We start from the raw sequence: 21,599 nt of genomic DNA, 5'->3' as shown, positions 1-21,599 counted from the left end.
GGTCGTCACCTCCTGGGGACTGAACGGATGCGGTGGTGCGGTTACTTGACGCCGAGACCGGCGTCGTCGACCGCGTCCTTGCCCTCGGCCTTCAGGACCTTGTTCAGCGGACGGAGGTCGTAGATGCCCTTGAGGTCCGTCTCGTCCAGGAGGCCGGACGCCACCGAGTGCTCGGCCTGGGTGTCGAGGGTCGCCGCCAGCGGGTCGTCCAGGAAGGCGATCGACTTCCACGCCGGGTCGAGCACGTTCGCGGGCAGGGCCTTGCCGGAGAGGCTCTCCAGCGCCTTGTTCGCGGACGCCTTGGCCTGGTCCGGGTTGGCGTTGATCCACGCGTTGGTCTTCACCGAACCGCGCAGCACGGCCTCGACGACGTCCGGGTGGTCCTTGAGGAAGCTCTGCGACACGATGATGTTCGTGATCACGAACTTCTTGTCGGGCCACAGGTCGGACTCGTCCAGGAGCACCTTGGCGCCGTCGGCGACCAGCTTGGACGCGGTCGGCTCGGGCACCCACGCACCGTCGATCGAACCGGACTTGTAGGCGTCCGGGGTGATCTTGTTGTCGGTGCGGACGACGGACACGTCACCCTTGCCGCTCTCGGCGTCGACCTTCCAGCCCTGCTCGGAGATCCAGTTGAGCAGCGCCACGTCCTGGGTGTTGCCCAGCTGCGGGGTGGCGATCTTCTTGCCCTTGACGTCCTTGAGGGACTTGATCTTCTTCGGGTTCACGACGAGCTTGACGCCGCCCGACGCCGAACCGGAGACGATCCGCAGGTTCTTGCCCTGCGCCTTGGTGTAGCCGTTGATGGAGGGGGAGGGGCCGATCCAGCCGATGTCGATGGAGCCGGAGTTGAGCGCCTCGATCTCGGACGGGCCGGCGTTGAAGGTCGACGGCACGATCTTCGTACCACCGAGCTCCTTCTGGAACAGGCCCTCCTGGACGCCGACCAGGGCGGTGGCGTGCGTGAGGTTGGGGAAGTAGCCGATCTTCACCGTGTCGGTGGAGAGCTTCTTGGCGTCCGCCGCGACCTCGGCCTTCTTGCCGTCGTCGTCGGAGGAGTCGGCGCCGTAGCCGCAGGCGGTCAGCAGCAGGGGGAGCGCCGCGACGACGGCGGCGGTGCGCAGGGCGGTGAGCGGGCGAGCGGCAGACACGGAGGTGTCCTCTCAGGGATGAGTGAGCAGGAAGGGGCGGCGGCGCGCACACGCGTGCGCCGCGGCGGAGCGCCGGCACGGAGGGTGCCGGCGGGGGTGACCCAGGAACGGTGCGGACAGGTCCCGCGCGGGCGTCAGCGGCCCCGACAGATGGCGCTGGACGTGCGGGCGAAGTCGATGTGCCGACGCGAGGTCAGCAGCGGACGGCACAGGTCTGCGTGGTCACGCGCACTCATGGCCACCCCACCCCGCAGATCCATAGTTTTCCTACCTGGTTGATGGGGATCGTGGCAGAAGGTGGGCGCTACCCCAAGAGGCTTTTCATATGATGGACACTTCCTTCTCGCCATCCGAGATGTCGCAGGTCGCGGGGGCGGCGCGCAGGGCGCGCAGAAGAGCGCGCGCGACGGCGTCGTTCTGCCGGAAACCGGGCGCGTCCGTGCGGGGACGGGCGAACGCGGCGACGGCCCGGCTGTTGGTCGGGGCGCCCAGCGCGATCCGGCGCGGGTGCGGACCGCCCAGGGACGGGTCGAGGACATGCCCGTCCGTGGGGACGACGGCCAGCAGGCCCGAGCGGTGCCGGTACCCGGCGTCGGAGACGACCTCCTCGGTCAGCGCGCCCGCCCGGTACAGCCCGCGCAGCAGCCGGTCCTCGGTCCGTTCCAGGCTGGGGCCCGGCAGATACGCCTCGATCAGGGCGCTCGCGTGGACGACATGACCGGGCACCGTGGGGCTGGACGCCGTGAACGTGCCGGTCTCCTCGTCGGTGCCGACCGAGACGCCGGCGCCCAGGAAGCGGACGGTCCCGGCACGCGAGAGGGCCAGCAGCTGCCGCAGCCGGAAGCCGGGCGGCCCGGACGCCAGGAAGCTGAAGAACCCGTGCCACCAGCCGTCCAGCTCCGTGGCGAGGGACCGCGCCGACAGCCGTCCGGCGGCGACCAGGCGCGGCAGCTGCCCGTACACCGAGAGCAGGGCGTGGAACGCGCCGAGGTCGGCGCTGAACGCCGGGTCCTCGCGGCGGGCGACGTCGGCGGCCACATGGTCGCGCAGATGCTCCTGGAACGCCTCGGCCGTCGGGAACGCCACACCGTCCAAGGGGTGGTCCAGCGCCTCGAAGTCCAGCCGGTCCGCCGGATCGGGCACGGCCCGTGCGACGAGGGCGGTCAGGGAGTCGTCGTACCAGCCCAGCCGGTCGTAAGCCGCGGAGAACTCGGCCCAGGGCAGTGCCGTGCGCTCGGGGTGGGCGTGGAACAGCTCGTGATAGTGGCCGAACCCGATCTCCTTCGCCATCAGCGGCCACACGTCGCGCCGCAGCTCCAGGGGGCGGCCCTCGGCGAGCAGCGCGTCGACCGCCTCGGGCCCGAAGTGCCGGGGCAGCGGCGGCCGGGGCCCCTGGAGCCGGTAGCGCGTCTTCGAGTGGTACGGCACCCCGCGCCGCGACCCCACGTGCAGGACCGGCTCACGGCCGGACGGCACATAGGTGAGCGTGCCGTCGGCCCCGGTGCGGAAGACGCCCCCGCGGCCCTCGGTCAGCAGGGACACCAGGTCCACGAACGCCAGGCCGAAGCCGCGCAGGACGACGTGCTCGCCGGGCCGCAGCGCGGACAGGTCGGCGTCCGAGGAGAACGCGGGCGGCAGATGGAAGAGCCCGTGGCGGCGCGCGAAGTCCGCGTGCGCGCGGTGCCCGGCGTCCGGTGCCGATTCGAGGTGGCCCTGCGCCAGCACCACGAGGTCCGCGACGAGCGGATCGGCGCGGCCGGCCAGACGCACCTCCTGCGGCCCGTCGGGCGGACCGGTGACGGCGGTCGCGGTCGTCCGGTGCCACTCGACGGTGATCCCCGGCGGCAGTTCGGCCAGCACCCGGCGGAACACCCAGTCCAGGTACGCGCTCTGAGCCCGCCGGGTGGGGAAGTCGGAGCCGGTCAGCTCCCGCAGCTCGGCCAGCACGTCAGGGTCGGCGGGCTCGGCGTACGGCGCGTGGCGCGGACCCCGCCCGGAGAACTGGGCGGCCCACTCGGCGAGCGAGGGCCCCGGCCGCACGGGCCCGTCGATGGTGGAGGACTCGTCGGTGAACATGGTGACGTCCTCCGCCATGGAGTTCATCCGCAGCAGCGCGGACTGCTCCTGGCGCCAGATACGGCCGGGCCCCGGCGGGTGCGGGTCGACGAGATGGACGTGCAACCTGTCCTGGTCACCCCACAGTTCGCCGGCGTTGGCGGCGATGCGCTCCAGCAGTCCCGTCGCGCGGGGTCCCGCGCCGACGACGACCAGGACCGGCGGGGAGGAGTCCGCGCTCACCGGTCACCGCCGATCACGGGACGGGCGTCGGACGCGGTCGCCGCACCCAGCCGGCGCCGCAGCAGAAGCAGCTGGTCCCGCGTCCTCTGCAGCGGAGTGGGCGGCAGGGCGCGGGAGTTGCCGCGCGCGTAGTACCGCTCGACGTAGAACTGCCCGGCGCCGAGCACCGTCGTGACGGCGATGTACCACAGCGTGGCGACCATGAGCAGCGGGATGATCTGGTACGTCTGGTTGTAGATCAGCTGTACCGAGTACAGCAGGTCGTGCACGGCGAGCACACTGACGATGCTGGTGCCCTTCAGGGTGCCGATCAGCATGTTCCCGGCGGTCGGCACGATCGAGCGCATCGCCTGCGGGACGACGATCCGCCGCAGGGTACGGGCCCTGCTCAGCCCGAGCGCCTGGGCGGCCTCCGTCTGTCCGGCGTCGACGGACAGGATGCCGCCGCGCACCACCTCGGCCGCGTACGCGGACTCGTGCAGGGTCAGGCCGATGACGGCGGTCAGCGTGGGACCGAGCAGATTGACCGTCTTGACGGTGACGAACTGTGGGCCGAAGGGGATGCCCAGGCCGAGCGTCGGGTAGAGCGCGCCGATGTTGAACCAGAACAGCAGCTGCACCAGCAGCGGCGTGGACCGGAAGATCCACACATAGCCCCAGCTCAGCGTGCGCAGCACCGGGTTCGCGGACAGCCGCGCCACGGCGAGCACGGTCCCGAGCAGAAAGCCCAGCACCATGACCACGGCGGTCAGCCACAGGGACAGCAGCAGCCCGTCGAGGACGGCGGTCGTGGTGAAGTACCGTCCCACCACGCCCCATTGGAAGGCGTCGTTGCGGACGACGGAGTTCACCACCATCGCGAACAGCAGCAGCGCGACGGCGGCGGTCAGCCACCGGCCGGTGTGCCGGCGCGGCACGATCCGGGGTTCGGCGCCCGGAGGACCGGACGCGCGGGGACTCTTGGCGGCGGGCAGGGACGAGACGTCGGGCGAGGTGACCATGGAAGGGCTCTCCGGAGGAGGGAACGCGGGCGTGGGTGACCCCGCGGCACGCACGGGGTGCCGGGGTCGTCCGGTGTCGTCACGCTCGCCGCGTCCCTCAACGCGGCCGGAGAGGCTGCCGCACAGCGCACAGCCGGTCCGCCATCGATCGTATGTGCCCCTGACGTCGCCCTGTCAACAGGGCGGCGACGCACGGGTCCGGCCCGGTCCGGCATACGGGCGCTGCTTGACGGGCCGGACGATGTACTGCTCAATGGTCCCCATGACTGCCCAGCAGCGCTTGGTCACGCGCGATCACATCGACTTCGGTCGGGTGTGGTCCGCGGCGTGTTGCGCCTGACACGGCAGCGGGCCGCCTGACCGGCCCTTCCCTCCCTCGGTGACCCCGTCGCGGGCCGAGCTCTCCTCTCACGCGCGCTGCCGCAGCTCCTCCTGAACCGACGTCCGTCGTCGTCACGCCCGTACCCCGCCGTCATCTGACGGCTCCTCACCCGCGCGCCGCCGCAGGGCAGTTCCGCATGCCCGCAGGCCGCCGCCCACGCTGAAAGGCACCCCTGCCATGCCCGTGGAGTTCCTCGGCATCGCCGCCACCCACGACGGATCCGAAACCACACCGCGCTCCGGCCCCGCGTTCGACAAGGACTACACGCTCCGGCTCGCCCGCGCCCACGAGGAGCACGGCTGGGACCGGGTGCTGTTCGCCTACGGATCGGGATCGCCCGACCCCGCGCCCGCCGCCGCCTTCATCGCGAGCCGCCTTGAGCGCCTGCAGATCCTCCTCGCCCACCGGCCCAACGTCTCCTACCCGACCTTCGCCGCCAAGACGTTCGCCACCCTCGACCAGATCAGCGAGGGCCGGCTCACCGTCCACTTCATCACCGGCGGCAACGACCACGAGCAGGGCCGCGAGGGCGACACCCTCACCAAGGACGAGCGGTACGCCCGCACCCGCGAGTACATCGGGATCGTCAAGAAGATCTGGACCACCCGCGAACCCTTCGACCACGAGGGCGAGCACTACCGCTTCCACGACTTCGTCAGCGACGTCCTCCCCGTCCAGCAGCCCCGCCCCGGCGTCTCCTTCGGCGGTTCGTCCCCGGCCGCGTACGCGGCCGGCGGCGCCGAGGCCGACGTCTACTGCCTGTGGGGCGAACCCCTCGCGAAGACCGCCGAGCAGATCGAGCACGTCAGGGCCGCCGCCCGGGCCGCCGGCCGCACGGACGTCCCCCGCATCCAGGTCGCCTTCCGCCCGATCATCGCGCCCACCGAGGAACTGGCCTGGGAGAAGGCGCACCGCACCGTCGGCGCCATCCGGGAGCGCCGCGCGTCCGGAGTCGTCCGCCACCACCGCGGTGAGGCACCCGAGAACACCGGCTCCCAGCGGCTCATCGCCATCGCCGAGGCCGGAGAGCGCTACGACCGCGCCCTGTGGACCCCGACCGCCGCCGCCACCGGGGGAGCGGGCAACTCCAACGCCCTCGTCGGCACGCCCGAGACGGTCGCGCAGGCCCTCCTCGACTACTACGACCTCGGCGTCGACATCCTCTCCGCGCGCGGCTACGACCTGCTCGACGACGCCATCGACTTCGGCCGGTACGTCATCCCGATCGTCCGCGAGGAGGTCGCCAAGCGCGACGCCGAGCGCACCGCCCGCGGACCCCGCGCCCTCACGGCGGTGACCGGATGACCTCCGCCCCCGAACTGACCGTCGTCCACGTACCCGTCTCCGACCCGCGCGTCAGACCCCTGCTGAGCGAACTCGTCCACGAGTACTCCACGCGCTACGGCAAGGACGCGCACGCCGAGATCTCCCGCTACCCCGACGAGGAGTTCACCCCCGCACACGGCGGCCTGCTCCTGCTGCTCCTCGAACGCGGCGAACCCGTCGCCGGCGGCGCCTTCCGCCGCTACGACGCCACCACGGCCGAGCTGAAACGGATCTGGACGCACTCCGCGCACCGCCGTCGCGGCCTCGCCCGCCGGGTCGTCGCCGAACTGGAACGCGAGGCGGGCGAGCGCGGATACGAGCGGATCCACCTGACCACAGGACCCCGCCAGCCGGAGGCCCGCGGTCTCTACCTCGCCACCGGCTACACACCGCTGTTCGACACCCGGGCCGACCCGGAGACGATCGGCCCGCTGCCCTTCGAGAAACACCTCACCGCGCCCTTCGAGGAACACCTCACCGCGCCGGAACACCCCGGAAAGGCACAGGACCAGTGACCCTCCGCCCCCTCGGCACACGGCCCCACGCCACCGCCGCCCTCGCCCTGCTGCCCCTGCTCACGCTGACGGCCTGCGGCTCCGGCGACACCGGCGCGGCGGCCGTGGGCGCCCAGGGCTCGCCCGCGCCCACCGACGACCCGGTCGCCGCCGTCCGCGAGGTGGACTCCGTCGCCGCCCTGCTGCCCGCGGACGTCCGCAGGTCCGGGACGCTCACGATCGGCAGCTCCATAGGCTTCCCGCCCGGCGCGTACTACCCGAACGGCACCGACAAGGCGCCCGCGGGGCAGGACATCGACCTCGCCGACGCCGTCGCCAAGGTGCTCGGCCTCAAGCCGGAGCGGCAGGACGCCTCCTTCGAGACGATCCTCCCCGCCCTCGGCAGCGGCAAGTACGACGTCGGTACGGGCAACTTCGGCGTCACCCGCGAACGCCTCAGGACCATCGACTTCGTCACCTACATCAACGACGGCCAGGGCTTCGCCGTGAAGGACGACAACAACTCCCTCACCCAGAAGGTCACCGACCTGACCCAGCTGTGCGGGCTGACCATCGGCACCGGCGCCGGCACCACCTTCGAGGCCACCCTCACCGCGCAGAAGGACGTGTGCGCCGAGGCCGGCAAGAAGCCGTACGACGTGAAGGTCTACTCGGAGAACGCCGCGACCCTCACCGCACTCCAGCAGGGCCGGATCGACGTCATCATGTCGACCATCAACGGACTGCGGTACCAGGCGGCCCGGCCCGCCTCCCACACCCGCTTCCTCGGCGAGTACCACCGCCTCGACGTGGGCTTCGCGTTCAAGAAGGGCTCCCCGCTCACCACGGCGTTCCGCGCCGCCGTCGACCATCTCATCGAGGACGGCACCTACCGGCGCATCCTCGCCAAGTGGGGCACCACCGCCTCCGCGATCGACGCGTCGCGCATCAACCCGCCCGAACACACCTGACCGGCCCGCGGAGACAGGGAGGACACATGAGCGACGTCATGATCGACGTCCACCACGTCCACAAGAGCTTCGGGCCGCTGGACGTCCTGCGCGGGATCGACCTGCGGGTCCGGGAAGGCGAGGTCACCGTGATCCTCGGCCCGTCCGGCTCCGGCAAGTCGACGCTGCTGCGCACCATCAACCACCTGGAGAAGGTCGACCGGGGCTGGATCAGCGTCGACGGCGAACTCGTCGGATACCGCCGCGTCGGCGACAAGCTGCACGAACGGAAGGAGAAGGAGGTCCTGCGGCAGCGCACCCGCATCGGGTTCGTCTTCCAGAACTTCAACCTGTTCCCGCATCTGACGGTCCTGGACAACCTCGTCGAGGCCCCCGTCTCCGCGCGGCGCGTACCGCGGGCGACGGCGGTCGCTACGGCCCGCCGGCTCCTCGACCGGGTCGGTCTCGCCGACAAGGCCGGCGCCTACCCCCGGCAGCTCTCCGGCGGCCAGCAGCAGCGCGTGGCCATCGCCCGCGCGCTCGCCCTGGAACCGAAGGTGCTGCTCTTCGACGAGCCGACCTCCGCGCTCGACCCGGAACTCGTCGGCGAGGTCCTCGACGTCATCAAGGACCTGGCCGGCACGGGCACCACGATGGTCGTCGTCACCCATGAGATCGGCTTCGCCCGCGAGGTCGCCGACACCGTGGTGTTCATGGACGACGGACTCGTCGTGGAACAGGGACCCCCCGCCGCCGTCCTCGACGCGCCCCGGCGGGAACGCACCCGCGCCTTCCTGTCCAAGGTCCTCTGACCCGTCCGCCCCGCCCTTTCGCTCCCCTTCGCGTCCCTTCGAGGAGGACCCGCCATGATCCCGCCCGGCACCACCCCCGCCGCCCGGCTCGACGAGGCCGCCTACGACCGCCGCAGACTGCGCCAGTGGCTGGCCGGTGACGCCAGAGCGGACGGCGTCAGCAGGCGCCGTCTGCTCACCCTGCTCGCCGCCACCGCCGCCGCGACCACGCTGCCCGCGCCGCGCACCGCCCACGCCGCCGGACCCATCGTGAAACCGCTGCCTCCCGAGTGGTTCATCCAGCGCGGCACCAACGCCGAGACCCGCTGGGAGGCGCTGCGCGGCACCGGCCACCACACCCCCAACGAGCGCTTCTTCGTCCGCAACCACACCGCCACCCCCGTCCTGGACGCCGCCGACTGGCGGCTGCGGCTGTGGGGCAGCGGCCTGCGCGGCACCCCCGCCGAGGACCGGCCGGTGGAGTTCGGGTACGACGACCTGCGCGCCCTGCCGTCCGTCACCCGCACCGCGTTCGTGGAGTGCGCCGGCAACGGACGCAGTCATTACACGACCCAGCAGGGCGAGACGGTGAGCGGTACCGCCTGGACCCTCGGCGCGATCGGCGTCGCCCGCTGGCGCGGGGTCCGCCTCGCCGACGTCCTGCGCCGCGCCGGACTGTCCCGGCACGCCGTGGACGTGCAGCCGCGCGGTCTGGACGCCGAGTACGTCAGCGAGGGCGAGAGCCTCGGCCGGGTCCGCCGGCCGCTGCCGCTCGCCAAAGCCCTCGACGACGTCCTGCTCGCGTACGAGATGAACGGCGAGCCGCTGCCGTACGACCACGGATACCCGGTGCGGGTCCTCGTGCCCTCCTGGGTGGGCATCGCGTCCATCAAGTGGGTCGGCGACATCGAGGTGTCCGCACAGCCGCTGTACTCGCCCTGGAACACCACCTTCTACCGGCTGTTCGGGCCCGCCCAGCCGCCGCAGGGCAGCGCCCCGCTGACCCGGCAGACCCTCAAGAGCGCGTTCGAGCTGGCGTCCGGCGCCACCTTCGCCGCCGGACGCGGCCATGTGCTGCACGGCCGGTCCTGGTCGGGCGCCGGCGGCGTGGCACGGGTCGACGTCAGTACGGACGGCGGGGCGACCTGGCGGCGGGCCGACCTCCACGACCGGCCCCGCGCCGGCACCTGGACCCGCTGGTCCGTCCCCTGGCGGCCCACCGGCCGCGGCGCCACCCACCTGCTGGCCCGGGCCACCGACACCGCAGGCCGGCGCCAGCCCGACGTCTCCGTGCCCAACACGCAGGGCTATCTGTTCGACGCGGTGGTGCGCCACCCGGTGACCGTGATCTGACCGCCCCGGCCCCGGACCGGCAGTCCGGACCGGGACCGCCGACCGTATACCCGCCCCACCACCGAAAGGTCCCCTCATGGCCACCGTCCTGTCCGTCTCCGGCAGTCCGTCCGCCACCTCCCGCACCGCCCGGCTGCTGCGCCTGCTCGACGACCGGCTGCGGGCCCAGGGGCACGAGGTGATCCCGCTCGACGTGCGCACCCTGCCGGCCCAGGCGCTGCTGCACGCCGACTTCGCGCACCCGGCGATCGTCGAGGCCGCCGCGCTGTTCGAGCGGGCCGACGGGGTCGTCATCGGCACCCCCGTCTACAAGGCCGCCTACTCCGGTCTGCTGAAGTCCCTGCTGGACCTGCTCCCGCAGTACGCCCTCGCGGGCAAGACCGTCCTCCCGCTCGCCACGGGTGGCACCACCGCCCATGTGCTGGCGATCGACTACGCCCTGCGCCCCGTTCTCAACTCCATGGGTCCCGCCCACATCACTCCGGGCTGGTTCACCCTCGACAAGGACATCACCGCGGCCGACGACGGCACGCTCACCGTCGCCCCGGCCTCCGCCGAGGCCCTGGCCCAGGTCACCGACCAGTTCTCGCTCGCACTCGGCGGACGCCCCGTGGTGCTGGCGGCCACCGGCTGACGCCACGCCCCGCCCCACCCGCCCACCACGAACGGAGACCCTCGTGCCGCCCCTCACCTTCCACTGGTTCCTGCCCACCAACGGCGACAGCCGCCATGTCGTCGGCGGCGGCCACGGCAGCCCCGCCACGGCCTCGGGCCGCGACCGGCCGCCGTCGGTCGCCTATCTCAGCCGGATCGCGGGCGCCGCCGAGGACCTGGGCTTCAGCGGGGCCCTCACCCCCACGGGTGCCTGGTGCGAGGACGCCTGGCTGACGACCGCCATGGTCAGCCGGCACACCGAACGCCTGAAGTTCCTGGTCGCGTTCCGGCCCGGTGCCGTCTCCCCGACGCTCGCCGCGCAGATGGCGTCCACCTTCCAGCGGCACACCGGCGGCCGGCTCCTGCTGAACGTGGTCACCGGCGGCGAGAGCCGGGAGCAGCGCGCCTACGGCGACTTCCTCGACAAGGACGACCGCTACCGCCGTACCGGCGAATTCCTGCAGATCGTCCGGGGGTTGTTGGAGGGCGGGAGCGTCGACCTGGTCGGCGAGCACCTCCAGGTCGAGGACGCGAAGCTGGCCCGTGTACCGGACCCGGTCCCCGAGGTGTACTTCGGCGGTTCCTCGCCCCTCGCCGTGGAGGTCGCCGCCCGGCACGCCGACGTCTACCTCACCTGGGGCGAACCGCCCGCCGCCGTCGCGGAGAAGATCGCTCGGGTGCGGGGACTGGCCCGCGCGCAGGGCCGTGAGCCGCGCTTCGGCATCCGGCTGCACGTCATCACCCGGGACACGGCCGAACAGGCGTGGGCCGAGGCGCGGCGGCTGCTCGACGGCTTCGACACGGAGACCGTGCGGGCCGTGCAGGCCGGGCTCGCCCGCAGCGAGTCCGAGGGGCAGCGGCGGATGCTCGCCCTGCACGGCGGCCGTGCGGACGACCTGGAGATCCACCCCAATCTGTGGGCGGGCATCGGGCTGGTGCGGGGCGGCGCCGGCACCGCGCTGGTCGGCAGCCACGACGAGGTCGTCGAGCGGATCGAGGAGTACCACCGGCTCGGCATCGACGAGTTCGTGCTCTCCGGCTACCCGCACCTGGAGGAGGCGTACTGGTTCGGGGAGAACGTGCTGCCGCGGCTGGCGGCGCGCGGGCTGTGGAGGCACCCGTTCCACGGCGCCCCGGCCGTGGTGCCGGCCGCTCAAGTCCCCTTCGCGGGGCGGTGAGCGACGGGATCGAGACACGTTCCCTAGAATTCCTATCGAATTACTAGGGAAGTGTTGACCGTGGTCCGTGGAGCGAGTGAGGATGACGCCATGACGATCGCCCCACCGGACCCGGCCGCCGTGTCCGGCCACGCCGGGCGGGACACCTCCGCACCGGCCCCGGCCCCCGCCGGCTGGCGGCACATCGCGCGCGACCTCGCGGACGACCTCGCCACCGACGTGGTCGAGCGCGAGCAGGCGGGCAAGCCGCCGCACGACGAGGTGGCCCGGCTGCGCGAGTCGGGGCTGCTGACCCTGCTCGTCCCGGCCGCGCTCGGGGGTGGGGGAGCGGACTGGCGCACCGCCTACGCCGTCGTACGGACCGTCGCCGCCGCCGACGGGGCCATCGGCCGGCTCCTCGGCAGCCACTACTTCCTGTCCTCCACCGCCCGCTTCTTCGGCGGACCCGAGCGGGCCGCCCGGATCGAGCGGTCCTTCGCGGACGGCCAGTGGTGCTGGGGCGGCGGCATCGCCTCCCAGGAACCCCCGCTGATGCTGACGCCGGCCGCGCAGGGGCATCTGCTGGACGGTCACCAGCGCTACGACACCGGAGTCGGCGTCGCCGACCGGCTGGTCGTCCGCGCCGCCGTGCCCGGCACCGGTGAACCGGTCGCCGTCCTGGTCGACCCGGCCCACCCCGGAGTCCTCGGCGCGGGAGCCGGCGACACCTTCGGGCAGCGGCTCGCCGCGGGCGGCGGCGTCGGCTTCGACGCGGTCCCCGTCGGGGCGGACGACATACTCGGGTCGCTCTCCCCGGACGACGGGGCGCTGTCGCCCTTCGCCGGCCTGTCCGTGCCGACCGCCCGCCTGGTCTCCGCCCACTTCTGTCTCGGCGTCGCCGAAGGGCTGCTCGGCGAGGTCCGGGAGCACGGACGGGTCGTACGGGCGCCCTGGCAACCGTTCTCGGCCCAGCCCTGGCCGGGCGGCCCGCCCCAGGACCCGTACGCGCTCACCGCCTACGGCGAGCTCACGGTCGCCGCGCGGGCCGCGTCCGCCCTCGCCGACCAGGCGGTCGACGCCCTGGTCACCGGCCTCGGCCGGGGCGAGGACCTCGACGACGAGGAGTGCGCGGAGATCGCCGTGCTCGCCGGCGCCGCCGAGGCCGCCGCCTCCCGGGCCGCGCAGGAGATCACCAGCCGCGCCCTGGAGGCGATCGGCGCCCCCGCCGCGTTCACCCGGCACGGCCTCGACCGGTTCTGGCGCGACACCCGCACCCACACCCTGCGCGAGCCGGTCGCCCACCGGCTGCGCGAGATCGGGGACTACTTCCTCAACGGCGCCCACCCGCCGTTCCACCTGCCGGCCTGACCTCCCGCCCCCCGCTCACGGCACCCTGGACCGGTGGGTGAGCGCGGGAAGCACGTGAGGGATAATCAGCGCATGCGGATCTCGGCCAGGGCGGACTATGCGGTGCGGGCGGCGCTGGAGCTGGCCGCGGCCGGCGACGACACGTCCCTGAAGGCCGAGGCGATCGCCGACGCCCAGGGCATCCCGCACAAGTTCCTCGAGGGCATCCTCGGCGACATGCGCCGCGGCGGCCTCGTCGTCAGCCAGCGCGGCGGCAAGGGCGGCTACCGGCTCGCCCGCCCGGCGGACGCCATCGCCATCGCCGAGGTCATCCGGGTGGCCGACGGCCCCCTCGTCTCCGTGCGCGGCGTCCGCCCGCCCGACCTCTCCTACATCGGACCCGCCGAATCGCTCCTGCCGCTGTGGATCGCCGTCCGCGCCAACGTCCGCAAGATCCTCGGAGAGGTCACCCTGGCCGACGTGGCCGCGGCGAAGCTCCCCGACGACGTCCTGCACCTCGCGGACGACCCCGAGGCGTGGACCAACCCCTAGAGAGGTGCGACCCTAAATCAGAGCGCCGGCTTCTCCCAGACCGACACGTGTGTGCGGCTCTCGCCCGTGAAGGGCGTCCGGTTCCAGTCCTCCCACCGGTCCCGCAGCCGCAGCCCGGCGAGCCGCGCCATCAGGTCCAGCTCCGCCGGCCACACATACCGGAACGGGATGGAGCGGTGCTCCGCGCGGCCGTCGACGATGGTCACGTAGTTCGAGCTCATGGCCTGCGTGGCGGGGTCGAGAACGTCGAACGCCCAGCCGGAGTCGCTGATGCGGAACGGCACGGCGTTCTGCCCCGGCGGCAGCAGCCGCAGCTCGGGCACGCCGACCTCGACGACGAAGCGGCCGCCGGGACGCAGATGCGCGGCCACGTTCGCGAAACAGTCGACCTGGGCGTCCTGCGTCGTCAGATTGTTGATGGTGTTGAACACGAGGTAGGCGACGGCGAACTCGCCCGGCACCCGGGTCGTCGCGAAGTCGCCGATCGTCACGCCCACCGCGTCGCCGCCGGGCTTGGCGCGCAGCCGCGCCACCATCGCCCGGGACATGTCGACGCCGTGCACGGGCACGCCCCGCGCGGCCAGCGGCAGGGCGATCCGGCCGGTGCCGACGCCGAGTTCCAGCGCCGCGCCGTCGCCGGCCAGCTCCGCCAGCAGGTCGACCGCCGGGTCCACCGCCTCCGGACGGAACATGTCCGCCGACGTGGTGTCGTAGCGGGCCGCGATGGGTTCTCCGAAGTATCCGTCGTCATCGATCACGCCGGGCACCGTACTGCCGGCAACCGCCGCACTGCACACGGTTTTCCACGGGGCAGCGGGCGCGGCGCCCGATCCGCGGACGCCCTCTTGACGCCGGGCGCGCGGGGACCGACACTCACCATAGGTTTCCTAGTGAAAAGGTAGGGAAGCATGGGGCGCGCAGGGACGGTCACCGGACGAGTGACCCGTACGCCCCTCCTCACCTCCCGCCGCCACATCGACCTGCAGCGCGTCTGCAGCGCGATCTGACCGCTGAGCGCGGCACCCGCCACCCCCCGCCACGCGTTGGTCCGCATGCCCGCACACCGCACTCCGCCGCATGCCCACGCCCGCCGGACGCCACCCGCCGGCCCCGCCGTATGCCCACACGCCTGCCCAGGGGAGAGCCATGACCGTCGCACCGTCGGCCGCACACCCGTCCATCCGGACCGCCCCCGCCTTCCGCGGCCGCATCGGCAGCGACGCGCGCAGCGGCCACTACGCCGTGCCGCGCCGCTACCGCCTCCACCTCTCCACCGCCTGCCCCGACGGCCTGCGCATCGCCGTCGCCCACAGCCTGCTCCAGCTCGGCGACGTCTGCCCGGCCGCCTTCCTGCCCGCGGTCCCCGACTGCCCCGACGGCGGACACACCGCGCTGCGCCCGCTGTACGAGGCCAGCGCCCACCGCTACCCCGGCCCCGCCCTCGCCCCGGTGCTCAGCGACGACTGGTCGGGGCGCATCGTCAGCACGCACGCCCCCGACATCATGCGCGACCTCGACCGGCACTTCGGCGGCTGTCACGCGTCCCTGTACCCCTGCGGCGCCGAGTCCGAGATCGAGGCCGTGGAGCGGATGTGCGCCCAGGACGTCGAGGACGCCGCGCAGAACGCGGGCACGGCCGGCGCCGGCCGTGCCGAGCGCGAGGCGGCCCTGGAGACCCTGCTGCGCTCCCTCGGCGCGCTCGACCGCTGGCTGACCGGCCGCACCCACATGATCCGCGATCAGATCACCGCCGCCGACGTCGACTTGTGGGTCACCCTCGTCCAACTGGACACCGTGCACCGGCACCACCTGGACGCCGCCGCCGTCGAGCGGATCGCCGCCCACACCGCCCTGTGGGGATACGCCCGCCGGCTCGCCGCCCACCCGGCGTTCGGCGCCCACCTCGACCTGGACGCCATCTCCCGCCGCCACCACGCCCGTTGCCGCGGGCTGGAGGCCGCCGGCGCCGCCGTGCAGATCCTGGACTGGGCGGCGCACACCGCCCGGACCGCGGAGCCGTCCCGCTCCGTGGACCACCGTTGACATTCCCCCGTTCCACTGGATTGACTACGGCCCAGATCGGTCATGAGTGTCAGCGACAAGCCCTGGCTTGCTGACCGGCAACCCTCGCATCGCGGTGGGGTGCCCCAGGTGACGACCGGACCGGATGACTTCGGTAAGCGCGCAGGCCGCCAGCGGCCGGAAGAGTGAGTGACGCCATGGACGCAGCCCCCAGGACGGCCACCGGCCGCCCTCGCGGCCGCGTCCACGCGTACGCCACCCTGTTCGCCGCGGACCGGGCCGTCGATCTGCTCCGCGTGAACAGCGCACTGTGTACCGCACCGGGCTGCGCCCGCCGCCGCGGCTGACCTCTCCTCCGCGGCACCGCACCCCCGACGCCCACCGCCGCAGCGGTGTGCCGTCCCCCGCCCCGCCCCGGTGACCGTGCGTCCCCACCTCCCCGGCCCCGCCGTCGACCGGCCGTGCCCGCGGCCGAGGTGTCCACGTCCCCCGGGCCCGTCCGACTCCAGCCGGAGCCCACCATGAGTGAACCCCCAGGCGCCGCCGTCTCCCTGGCCGAGGCGCCGCCGCCCGCAGCCACCCCGTCCGGACCGCTCACCGCCCAGCGCGTGCTGCCGCTCAGGCGCCCCGGCCGCTGGATCGCCACCGCCGCCGTGCTGGTCCTCACCGCCCAGTTCGTCCACGGCCTGGTCACCAACCCCTTCTACCAGTGGGACCGCTTCGGCTACTGGTTCCTGCGGCCCACCATCGTCGACGGACTCCTCGTCACCCTCGAAGTCACCGCCTACAGCGCCGTCCTGGGCCTGCTCGGCGGCGTCCTGCTCGCGCTGGCCCGGCTCTCCCGCAGCCCCGTGCTGCGCGCCGTCAGCTGGGTGTACGTGTGGGCGTTCCGCTCCATCCCGCTCATCGTCGTCCTGCTGTTCCTGTACAACTTCAGCGCCCTCTACAAGACGCTCAGCCTCGGCGTCCCCTTCGGCCCCGCCTTCCTCACCTTCGACGAGTCGGAGCTCGCCACCGACCTCGTCATCGCGGTCGTCGGCATCAGCCTCCACGAGTCCGCGTACGCCGCCGAGGTCGTCCGGGCCGGCATCCTCTCCGTCGACCAGGGCCAGCACGAGGCCGCCGCCGCGCTCGGGCTGCCCAAGGGCTACCAGTTCCGCCGCATCGTGTTCCCCCAGGCGCTGCGGTCCATCGTGCCGAACTACGTCAACCAGCTCATCGGCCTGATCAAGGGCACCTCGCTGGTGTTCTACGTGTCCCTGCTCGACCTGTTCGGCGCCGCGCAGTCCATGGGCTCCACCTACCCCGGCGACATCGTGCCGCTGCTCATGGTCGCCACCGTCTGGTACCTCGTCCTGACCAGCGTCGTCTCCGTCGTCCAGTTCTACGTCGAGCGGCACTACGCCCGGGGCGCCACACGCTCCCTGCCGCCGACCCCGCTCCAGAGACTGCGGGCCTCCGTCACCGAGCTGACGGCCCGCGCACGCCGGGAGGCCGCCGTATGAGCACCGCCGTCGACGACCACGCGCCCGCCACCGTCGAGGTGCACGACGTGCACAAGTGGTACGGCGCCCACCGCGTGCTCAACGGGGTCGACCTGACCGTGCGGCCCGGCGAGGTCACCGTGATCCTCGGCCCGTCCGGCTCCGGCAAGTCCACGCTCCTGCGGGTCGTCAACCACCTGGAGAAGCCCGAGATCGGGTACGTCAGCCTCGACGGCGAACCGATCGGTGTACGCCGGCACGGCGGTCGCCTCAAGGAGATCGGCGAGCGGGCCATCCTCGCCCAGCGCGGCAGGATCGGCTTCGTCTTCCAGAACTTCAACCTGTTCCCGCACCTGACGGTCCTCGACAACGTCGCCGCCGCCCCCGTGGCCACCCGCCGGCTCGCCAAGCCCGCCGCGCTGGAACTCGCCCGCGACCTGCTCGCCCGCGTCGGTCTCGCCGACAAGGCCACCGCCTACCCACGGCAGTTGTCCGGCGGGCAGCAGCAGCGCGTGGCCATCGCCCGCGCCCTCGCGCTGCGCCCCGGCGTCATCCTCTTCGACGAGCCGACCTCCGCCCTCGACCCGGAACTCGTCGGCGAAGTCCTTGCCGTCATCAAGGACCTGGCGACCAGCGGCACCACCCTCCTCATCGTCACCCACGAGATCGGCTTCGCCCGCGAGATCGCCGACCGCGTCGTCTTCATGGACGGCGGCCGGATCGTCGAACAGGGCCCGCCCTCCGAGGTCCTCGACGCACCCCGGCACGAACGGACCAGGGACTTCCTCAGCAAGGTCCTCTGACCCCCCTCCCTCGCGCTTCCCCCCACGCCCGCCCACGACCCGCCCCGCACACCCAAGGACGGCCATGCCCACCCACATCACCCGACGTGCCCTGCTCCGCGGCATCACCGCCGCGACCGCCGCCGCCACCCTCGCCACCGGGCTCACCGCCTGCGGCGGCGACAGCGACGCCGCCACCTCGACGCAGGACAGCGCCGGCACGGTCACCGTCGGCCGGCTCTCCAACGGCGCCGCCAAGGAGACCACCCTCGAGGTGTCCGAGGTGAAGTCCATCAGCGCCAAGCTGCCCGCCGGCCTGAAGAAGAGCGGACGGCTCGTCATCGGCTCCGGCACGCTGCCCTCCGGGGCGCCACCCCTGGGATTCGTGGGCAGCGACCAGAAGACCCTCACCGGCTCCGAGATCGACCTCGCGCGCCTGGTCGCCGCCGTCCTCGGACTGAAGCCCGAGGTCAAGCGGTTCACCTGGGAGAACCTCTTCGTCGGCATCGACAGCGGCAAGGTGGACGTCGGCTTCTCGAACATCACCGACACCGAGGAACGCAAGCAGAAGTACGAGTTCGCCTCCTACCGCAAGGACGACCTGGCCTTCGAAGCGCCGAAGGACTCCGGGTTCCGCTTCGACGGCGACTACAGGACGCTCGCCGGCACCACCGTCTCCGTCGGCGCCGGCACCAACCAGGAACGCATCCTGCTCGAGTGGAAGAACCGCCTGGAGAAGGAGGGCGAGAAGCTGACGGTCAAGTACTTCCAGGACACCAACAGCACCTATCTGGCCCTCCACAGCGGCAAGATCGACGCCTACTTCGGGCCCAGCCCCAACCTCTCCTACCACGTCACCCAGACGAGCGGCTCGCCCGACCCGACCCGGATCGCCGGGCGGTTCTCCGGCGCCGGGGCGACCCTGCAGGGCCTGATCGCCGCGACCGCGAAGAAGGACAGCGGACTCGCCGAGCCCCTCGCCGAGGCCATCAACCACCTGATCGACCACGGGCAGTACGCCAAGTGGCTCGCCGCGTGGAACCTCTCCGGCGAGGCCGTGGAGAAGGCGGAGGTGAACCCGCCCGGCCTGCCCCTCGACAACTCCTGACGACCCCACACCGGGCCCGGGCCCTCCCCGGCGGAGGGCCCGGCGCCGTCGTACGGACCACAGGAAGGCCACCGACCGTGTCCCCACACCCCACCCCCCTGCATCTCGCCGTCGCCCTGGACGGCACCGGCTGGCATCCCGCCTCCTGGCGCGAGCCGGTCGCCCGGCCCCGGGACCTGTTCACCGCCGCCTACTGGACCGACCTCGTCACCGAGGCCGAGCACGGCCTGCTCGACCTCGTCACCATCGAGGACGGCCTCGGCCTCCAGTCCTCGCACTTCCTCGACCTCGACGGACGCACCGACCAGGTCCGCGGCAGGCTCGACGCCGTCCTCATCGCGTCCCGCGTCGCCCCCCTGACCCACCACATAGGACTGGTGCCGACCGTGGTGGCCACGCACACGGAGCCGTTCCACATATCCAAGGCCATCGCCACCCTCGACCATGTGAGCTCCGGCCGGGCGGGCCTGCGCGTCCAGATCACCGCACGACCCAACGAGGCCGCCCACTTCGGCCGCCGCACGATCGCACGCATCGACCACTACGACACGCCCGCCGTCCACGAGCTCTTCGACGAGGCCGCCGACCACGTCGAGGTCGTCCGCCGGCTCTGGGACAGCTGGGAGGACGACGCCGAGATCCGCGACACCGCCACCGGACGCTTCATCGACCGGGACAAGCTCCACTACATCGACTTCGAAGGCCGCCACTTCAGCGTCAAGGGCCCCTCCATCACCCCCCGGCCGCCACAGGGGCAGCCCGTCGTCAGCGCCCTCGCCCACGACACCGTGCCCTACCGGCTCGTCGCCCGCTCCGCCGACATCGGCTACGTCACCCCGCACGACACCGGCGAGGCCCGGGCCGTGGTCGCCGCGATCCGCGCCGAACAGCGCACGGCGGGCCGCGCCGACGAGCCGCTGCACGTCTTCGGCGACCTCGTCGTGTTCCTCGACGACGACCCGGCCGCCGCGCGGGCCCGCCGGGAACGGCTCGACGCGCTCGCCGGAGAGCCGTACACCGGCGACGCACCGATCTTCACCGGCAGCCCCGCCCAACTCGCCGACCTCTTGCAGGAGTTCCACGCCGCAGGGCTCACCGGCTTCCGGCTGCGCCCCGCCGTCGCCGGCCACGACCTGCCGGCGATCACCCGCGGCCTGGTGCCCGAGCTCCAACGCCGCGGTGTCTTCCGCCGCGCCTACGAGGCCCGCACCCTGCGCGGCCTGCTCGGCCTCGCCCGGCCCGCCAACCGCTACGCCGCCTGAGCCGGAAGGACGCTCGCCATGACCAAGCCCCCGAACCCGGCGAAGGATTCTCCGACCCCTTCGAAGCCCCTGAAGCAGATCCACCTGGCAGCCCACTTCCCCGGCGTCAACAACACCACCGTGTGGAGCGACCCCCGGGCCGGCAGCCACATCGAGTTCAGCTCCTTCGCGCACTTCGCCCGGACCGCCGAACGCGCCAAGTTCGACTTCCTGTTCCTCGCCGAAGGCCTCCGGCTGCGCGAACAGGGCGGGACGATCTACGACCTCGACGTCGTGGGCCGCCCCGACACCTTCACGGTGCTCACCGCGCTCGCCGCCGTCACCGAACGCATCGGACTCACCGGCACCATCAACTCCACCTTCAACGAGCCCTACGAGGTCGCCCGCCAGTTCGCGAGCCTGGACCACCTCTCCGGCGGACGGTCCGCCTGGAACGTCGTCACCTCCTGGGACGCCTTCACCGGCGAGAACTTCCGCCGCGGCGGCTTCCTGCCGCAGGAGGAGCGCTACTCCCGCGCCAAGGAGTTCCTCGCCACCGTCAAGGAACTCCTCGACTCCTGGCACGGCGACGAGATCGTCGCCGACCAGGCCACCGGCACCTTCCTCAAGGACGCCAAGGCCGGCTCCTTCACCCACACCGGGCAGCACTTCGACATCCACGGCCAGTTCAACGTCCCGCGCCCACCGCAGGGCCGGCCCGTCATCTTCCAGGCCGGCGACTCCGACGAGGGCCGCGAGTTCGCCGCCGCCGAAGCGGACGCCATCTTCAGCCGGCACGGCACCCTGGAGGCGGGCCGCGCCTTCTACACCGATGTCAAGTCCCGCCTCGCCAAGTACGGCCGCCGAAACGACCAGTTGCTCATCCTGCCCGCGGCGACCTTCGCCCTCGCCGACACCGACGCCGAGGCGGAGGAACTCGCGCGCGAGGTACGCCGCCAGCAGGTCAGCGGAGCCACCGCCCTACGGCACCTGGAATTCGTCTGGAACCGCGACCTCTCCGCCTACGACCCCGACGGCCCCCTGCCCGACGTCGACCCGGACGTCACCGAGAGCCACATCGCCCAGGGCCGCGCCCAGGTCCGCATGTACCGGGACCCGATCGCCACCGCCCGCGAGTGGCGCGCCCTGGCCGAGGCGAACAACTGGTCCATCCGCGACCTGGTCATCCACACCGGCAACCGGCAGAACTTCGTCGGCTCCCCGGCGACACTCGCCCGCACGATCAACGAGTACGTCCAGTCCGACGCGAGCGACGGCTTCATCCTCGTCCCGCACCTCACCCCGACGGGCCTGGACGAGTTCGCCGACAAGGTGGTCCCGCTCCTCCAGGACCAGGGCGTCTTCCGCACCGACTACGAGGGCCCCACCCTCCGCGACCACCTGGGCCTGTCCCACCCGGACGCGGAGGGGGAGCGGCGCCGGGCGTCCTGACCCGCCCGGCACGGTCGGGCCGGACGTCGCCCTCCCCCGAAGGCGGCGTCCGGC

The 21,599-nt window shown here is 72.7% G+C and carries 21 protein-coding genes and 1 riboswitch; of the genes, 17 read left to right on the top strand and 4 right to left on the bottom strand.

Features of this window, described 5'->3' with window-relative positions:
* Window positions 1-41: 41 nt before the first annotated feature.
* The 3 genes from ACFV46_RS32160 to ACFV46_RS32150 form a co-directional block, all read right to left on the bottom strand.
* Window positions 42-1,151: an ABC transporter substrate-binding protein gene (locus tag ACFV46_RS32160; RefSeq protein WP_361925298.1), complete on the bottom strand. Its 1,110-nt coding sequence runs from the start codon at window positions 1,149-1,151 to the stop codon at window positions 42-44.
* A 321-nt stretch (window positions 1,152-1,472) separates the two neighbouring features.
* Window positions 1,473-3,449: an FAD/NAD(P)-binding protein gene (locus ACFV46_RS32155; protein WP_385500812.1), complete on the bottom strand. Its 1,977-nt coding sequence runs from the start codon at window positions 3,447-3,449 to the stop codon at window positions 1,473-1,475.
* Window positions 3,446-4,450, bottom strand: coding sequence for an amino acid ABC transporter permease (locus ACFV46_RS32150; RefSeq protein ID WP_385500811.1), 1,005 nt, complete (start codon window positions 4,448-4,450; stop codon window positions 3,446-3,448). Before ACFV46_RS32150 ends, ACFV46_RS32155 begins: the two co-directional genes overlap by 4 nt.
* Window positions 4,451-5,009: 559 nt before the next feature.
* Here ACFV46_RS32150 and ACFV46_RS32145 point away from each other — a divergent pair.
* From ACFV46_RS32145 to ACFV46_RS32105, 9 genes are all read left to right on the top strand, one after another.
* Entirely contained in the window at window positions 5,010-6,137 is a 1,128-nt protein-coding gene (locus ACFV46_RS32145) for an LLM class flavin-dependent oxidoreductase (RefSeq protein ID WP_361925304.1), read from the top strand.
* Entirely contained in the window at window positions 6,134-6,673 is a 540-nt protein-coding gene (locus ACFV46_RS32140) for a GNAT family N-acetyltransferase (protein WP_361925306.1), read from the top strand. Before ACFV46_RS32145 ends, ACFV46_RS32140 begins: the two co-directional genes overlap by 4 nt.
* Window positions 6,670-7,623, top strand: coding sequence for an ABC transporter substrate-binding protein (locus tag ACFV46_RS32135; protein WP_385500810.1), 954 nt, complete (start codon window positions 6,670-6,672; stop codon window positions 7,621-7,623). The genes ACFV46_RS32140 and ACFV46_RS32135 overlap by 4 nt, the downstream gene beginning before the upstream one ends.
* Window positions 7,624-7,649: 26 nt before the next feature.
* Window positions 7,650-8,414 (top strand): amino acid ABC transporter ATP-binding protein, encoded by a 765-nt coding sequence (locus tag ACFV46_RS32130; RefSeq protein ID WP_385500809.1) that lies wholly within the window; start codon window positions 7,650-7,652, stop codon window positions 8,412-8,414.
* A gap of 54 nt (window positions 8,415-8,468) precedes the next feature.
* Window positions 8,469-9,746 (top strand): sulfite oxidase, encoded by a 1,278-nt coding sequence (locus tag ACFV46_RS32125; RefSeq protein WP_385500808.1) that lies wholly within the window; start codon window positions 8,469-8,471, stop codon window positions 9,744-9,746.
* A gap of 76 nt (window positions 9,747-9,822) precedes the next feature.
* Window positions 9,823-10,380, top strand: a complete 558-nt coding sequence (gene ssuE / locus ACFV46_RS32120) for an NADPH-dependent FMN reductase (RefSeq protein ID WP_361925313.1) — start codon at window positions 9,823-9,825, stop codon at window positions 10,378-10,380.
* A gap of 43 nt (window positions 10,381-10,423) precedes the next feature.
* Window positions 10,424-11,578, top strand: a complete 1,155-nt coding sequence (locus ACFV46_RS32115) for an LLM class flavin-dependent oxidoreductase (protein WP_385500807.1) — start codon at window positions 10,424-10,426, stop codon at window positions 11,576-11,578.
* 90 nt (window positions 11,579-11,668) lie between these two features.
* On the top strand, window positions 11,669-12,925 hold the full coding sequence (locus tag ACFV46_RS32110; RefSeq protein WP_385500806.1) for an acyl-CoA dehydrogenase family protein: 1,257 nt from the start codon (window positions 11,669-11,671) through the stop codon (window positions 12,923-12,925).
* A gap of 72 nt (window positions 12,926-12,997) precedes the next feature.
* On the top strand, window positions 12,998-13,456 hold the full coding sequence (locus ACFV46_RS32105; RefSeq protein WP_062739843.1) for an Rrf2 family transcriptional regulator: 459 nt from the start codon (window positions 12,998-13,000) through the stop codon (window positions 13,454-13,456).
* A gap of 17 nt (window positions 13,457-13,473) precedes the next feature.
* On the opposite strand, the gene ACFV46_RS32100 is transcribed toward ACFV46_RS32105, so the two are convergent.
* Window positions 13,474-14,214 carry a class I SAM-dependent methyltransferase gene (locus ACFV46_RS32100; protein ID WP_361925319.1) on the bottom strand — a complete coding sequence of 247 codons (741 nt, stop codon included), beginning with the start codon at window positions 14,212-14,214 and terminating at the stop codon, window positions 13,474-13,476.
* A gap of 150 nt (window positions 14,215-14,364) precedes the next feature.
* Here ACFV46_RS32100 and ACFV46_RS32095 point away from each other — a divergent pair, with 150 nt between their 5' ends.
* From ACFV46_RS32095 to ACFV46_RS32060, 8 genes are all read left to right on the top strand, one after another.
* On the top strand, window positions 14,365-14,463 hold the full coding sequence (locus ACFV46_RS32095) for a putative leader peptide (protein ID WP_318841309.1): 99 nt from the start codon (window positions 14,365-14,367) through the stop codon (window positions 14,461-14,463).
* A 139-nt stretch (window positions 14,464-14,602) separates the two neighbouring features.
* Window positions 14,603-15,499, top strand: coding sequence for a glutathione S-transferase C-terminal domain-containing protein (locus tag ACFV46_RS32090; protein ID WP_376727870.1), 897 nt, complete (start codon window positions 14,603-14,605; stop codon window positions 15,497-15,499).
* Between the two features lie 38 nt (window positions 15,500-15,537).
* A riboswitch (SAM riboswitch) is annotated at window positions 15,538-15,645 on the top strand.
* A gap of 30 nt (window positions 15,646-15,675) precedes the next feature.
* On the top strand, window positions 15,676-15,825 hold the full coding sequence (locus tag ACFV46_RS32085) for a hypothetical protein (protein ID WP_192806277.1): 150 nt from the start codon (window positions 15,676-15,678) through the stop codon (window positions 15,823-15,825).
* Window positions 15,826-15,999: 174 nt separating this feature from the next.
* The gene (locus ACFV46_RS32080) at window positions 16,000-16,983 is read left to right on the top strand and encodes an amino acid ABC transporter permease (protein ID WP_361925323.1); all 984 of its coding nucleotides are present in this window, start codon (window positions 16,000-16,002) and stop codon (window positions 16,981-16,983) included.
* Window positions 16,980-17,765 carry an amino acid ABC transporter ATP-binding protein gene (locus ACFV46_RS32075; protein WP_385500805.1) on the top strand — a complete coding sequence of 262 codons (786 nt, stop codon included), beginning with the start codon at window positions 16,980-16,982 and terminating at the stop codon, window positions 17,763-17,765. The genes ACFV46_RS32080 and ACFV46_RS32075 overlap by 4 nt, the downstream gene beginning before the upstream one ends.
* Window positions 17,766-17,829: 64 nt before the next feature.
* Window positions 17,830-18,852: an ABC transporter substrate-binding protein gene (locus ACFV46_RS32070; protein ID WP_361925327.1), complete on the top strand. Its 1,023-nt coding sequence runs from the start codon at window positions 17,830-17,832 to the stop codon at window positions 18,850-18,852.
* A 77-nt stretch (window positions 18,853-18,929) separates the two neighbouring features.
* Window positions 18,930-20,114 carry an LLM class flavin-dependent oxidoreductase gene (locus ACFV46_RS32065; protein WP_385500804.1) on the top strand — a complete coding sequence of 395 codons (1,185 nt, stop codon included), beginning with the start codon at window positions 18,930-18,932 and terminating at the stop codon, window positions 20,112-20,114.
* An 18-nt stretch (window positions 20,115-20,132) separates the two neighbouring features.
* Entirely contained in the window at window positions 20,133-21,545 is a 1,413-nt protein-coding gene (locus ACFV46_RS32060; RefSeq protein ID WP_385500803.1) for an NtaA/DmoA family FMN-dependent monooxygenase, read from the top strand.
* The last annotated feature ends 54 nt before the right edge of the window (window positions 21,546-21,599 follow it).

Source organism: Streptomyces sp. NPDC059852 (assembly GCF_042731455.1).
Classification (GTDB): Bacteria; Actinomycetota; Actinomycetes; order Streptomycetales; family Streptomycetaceae; genus Streptomyces.
This window is presented reverse-complemented; position numbering and strand designations above follow the sequence as displayed.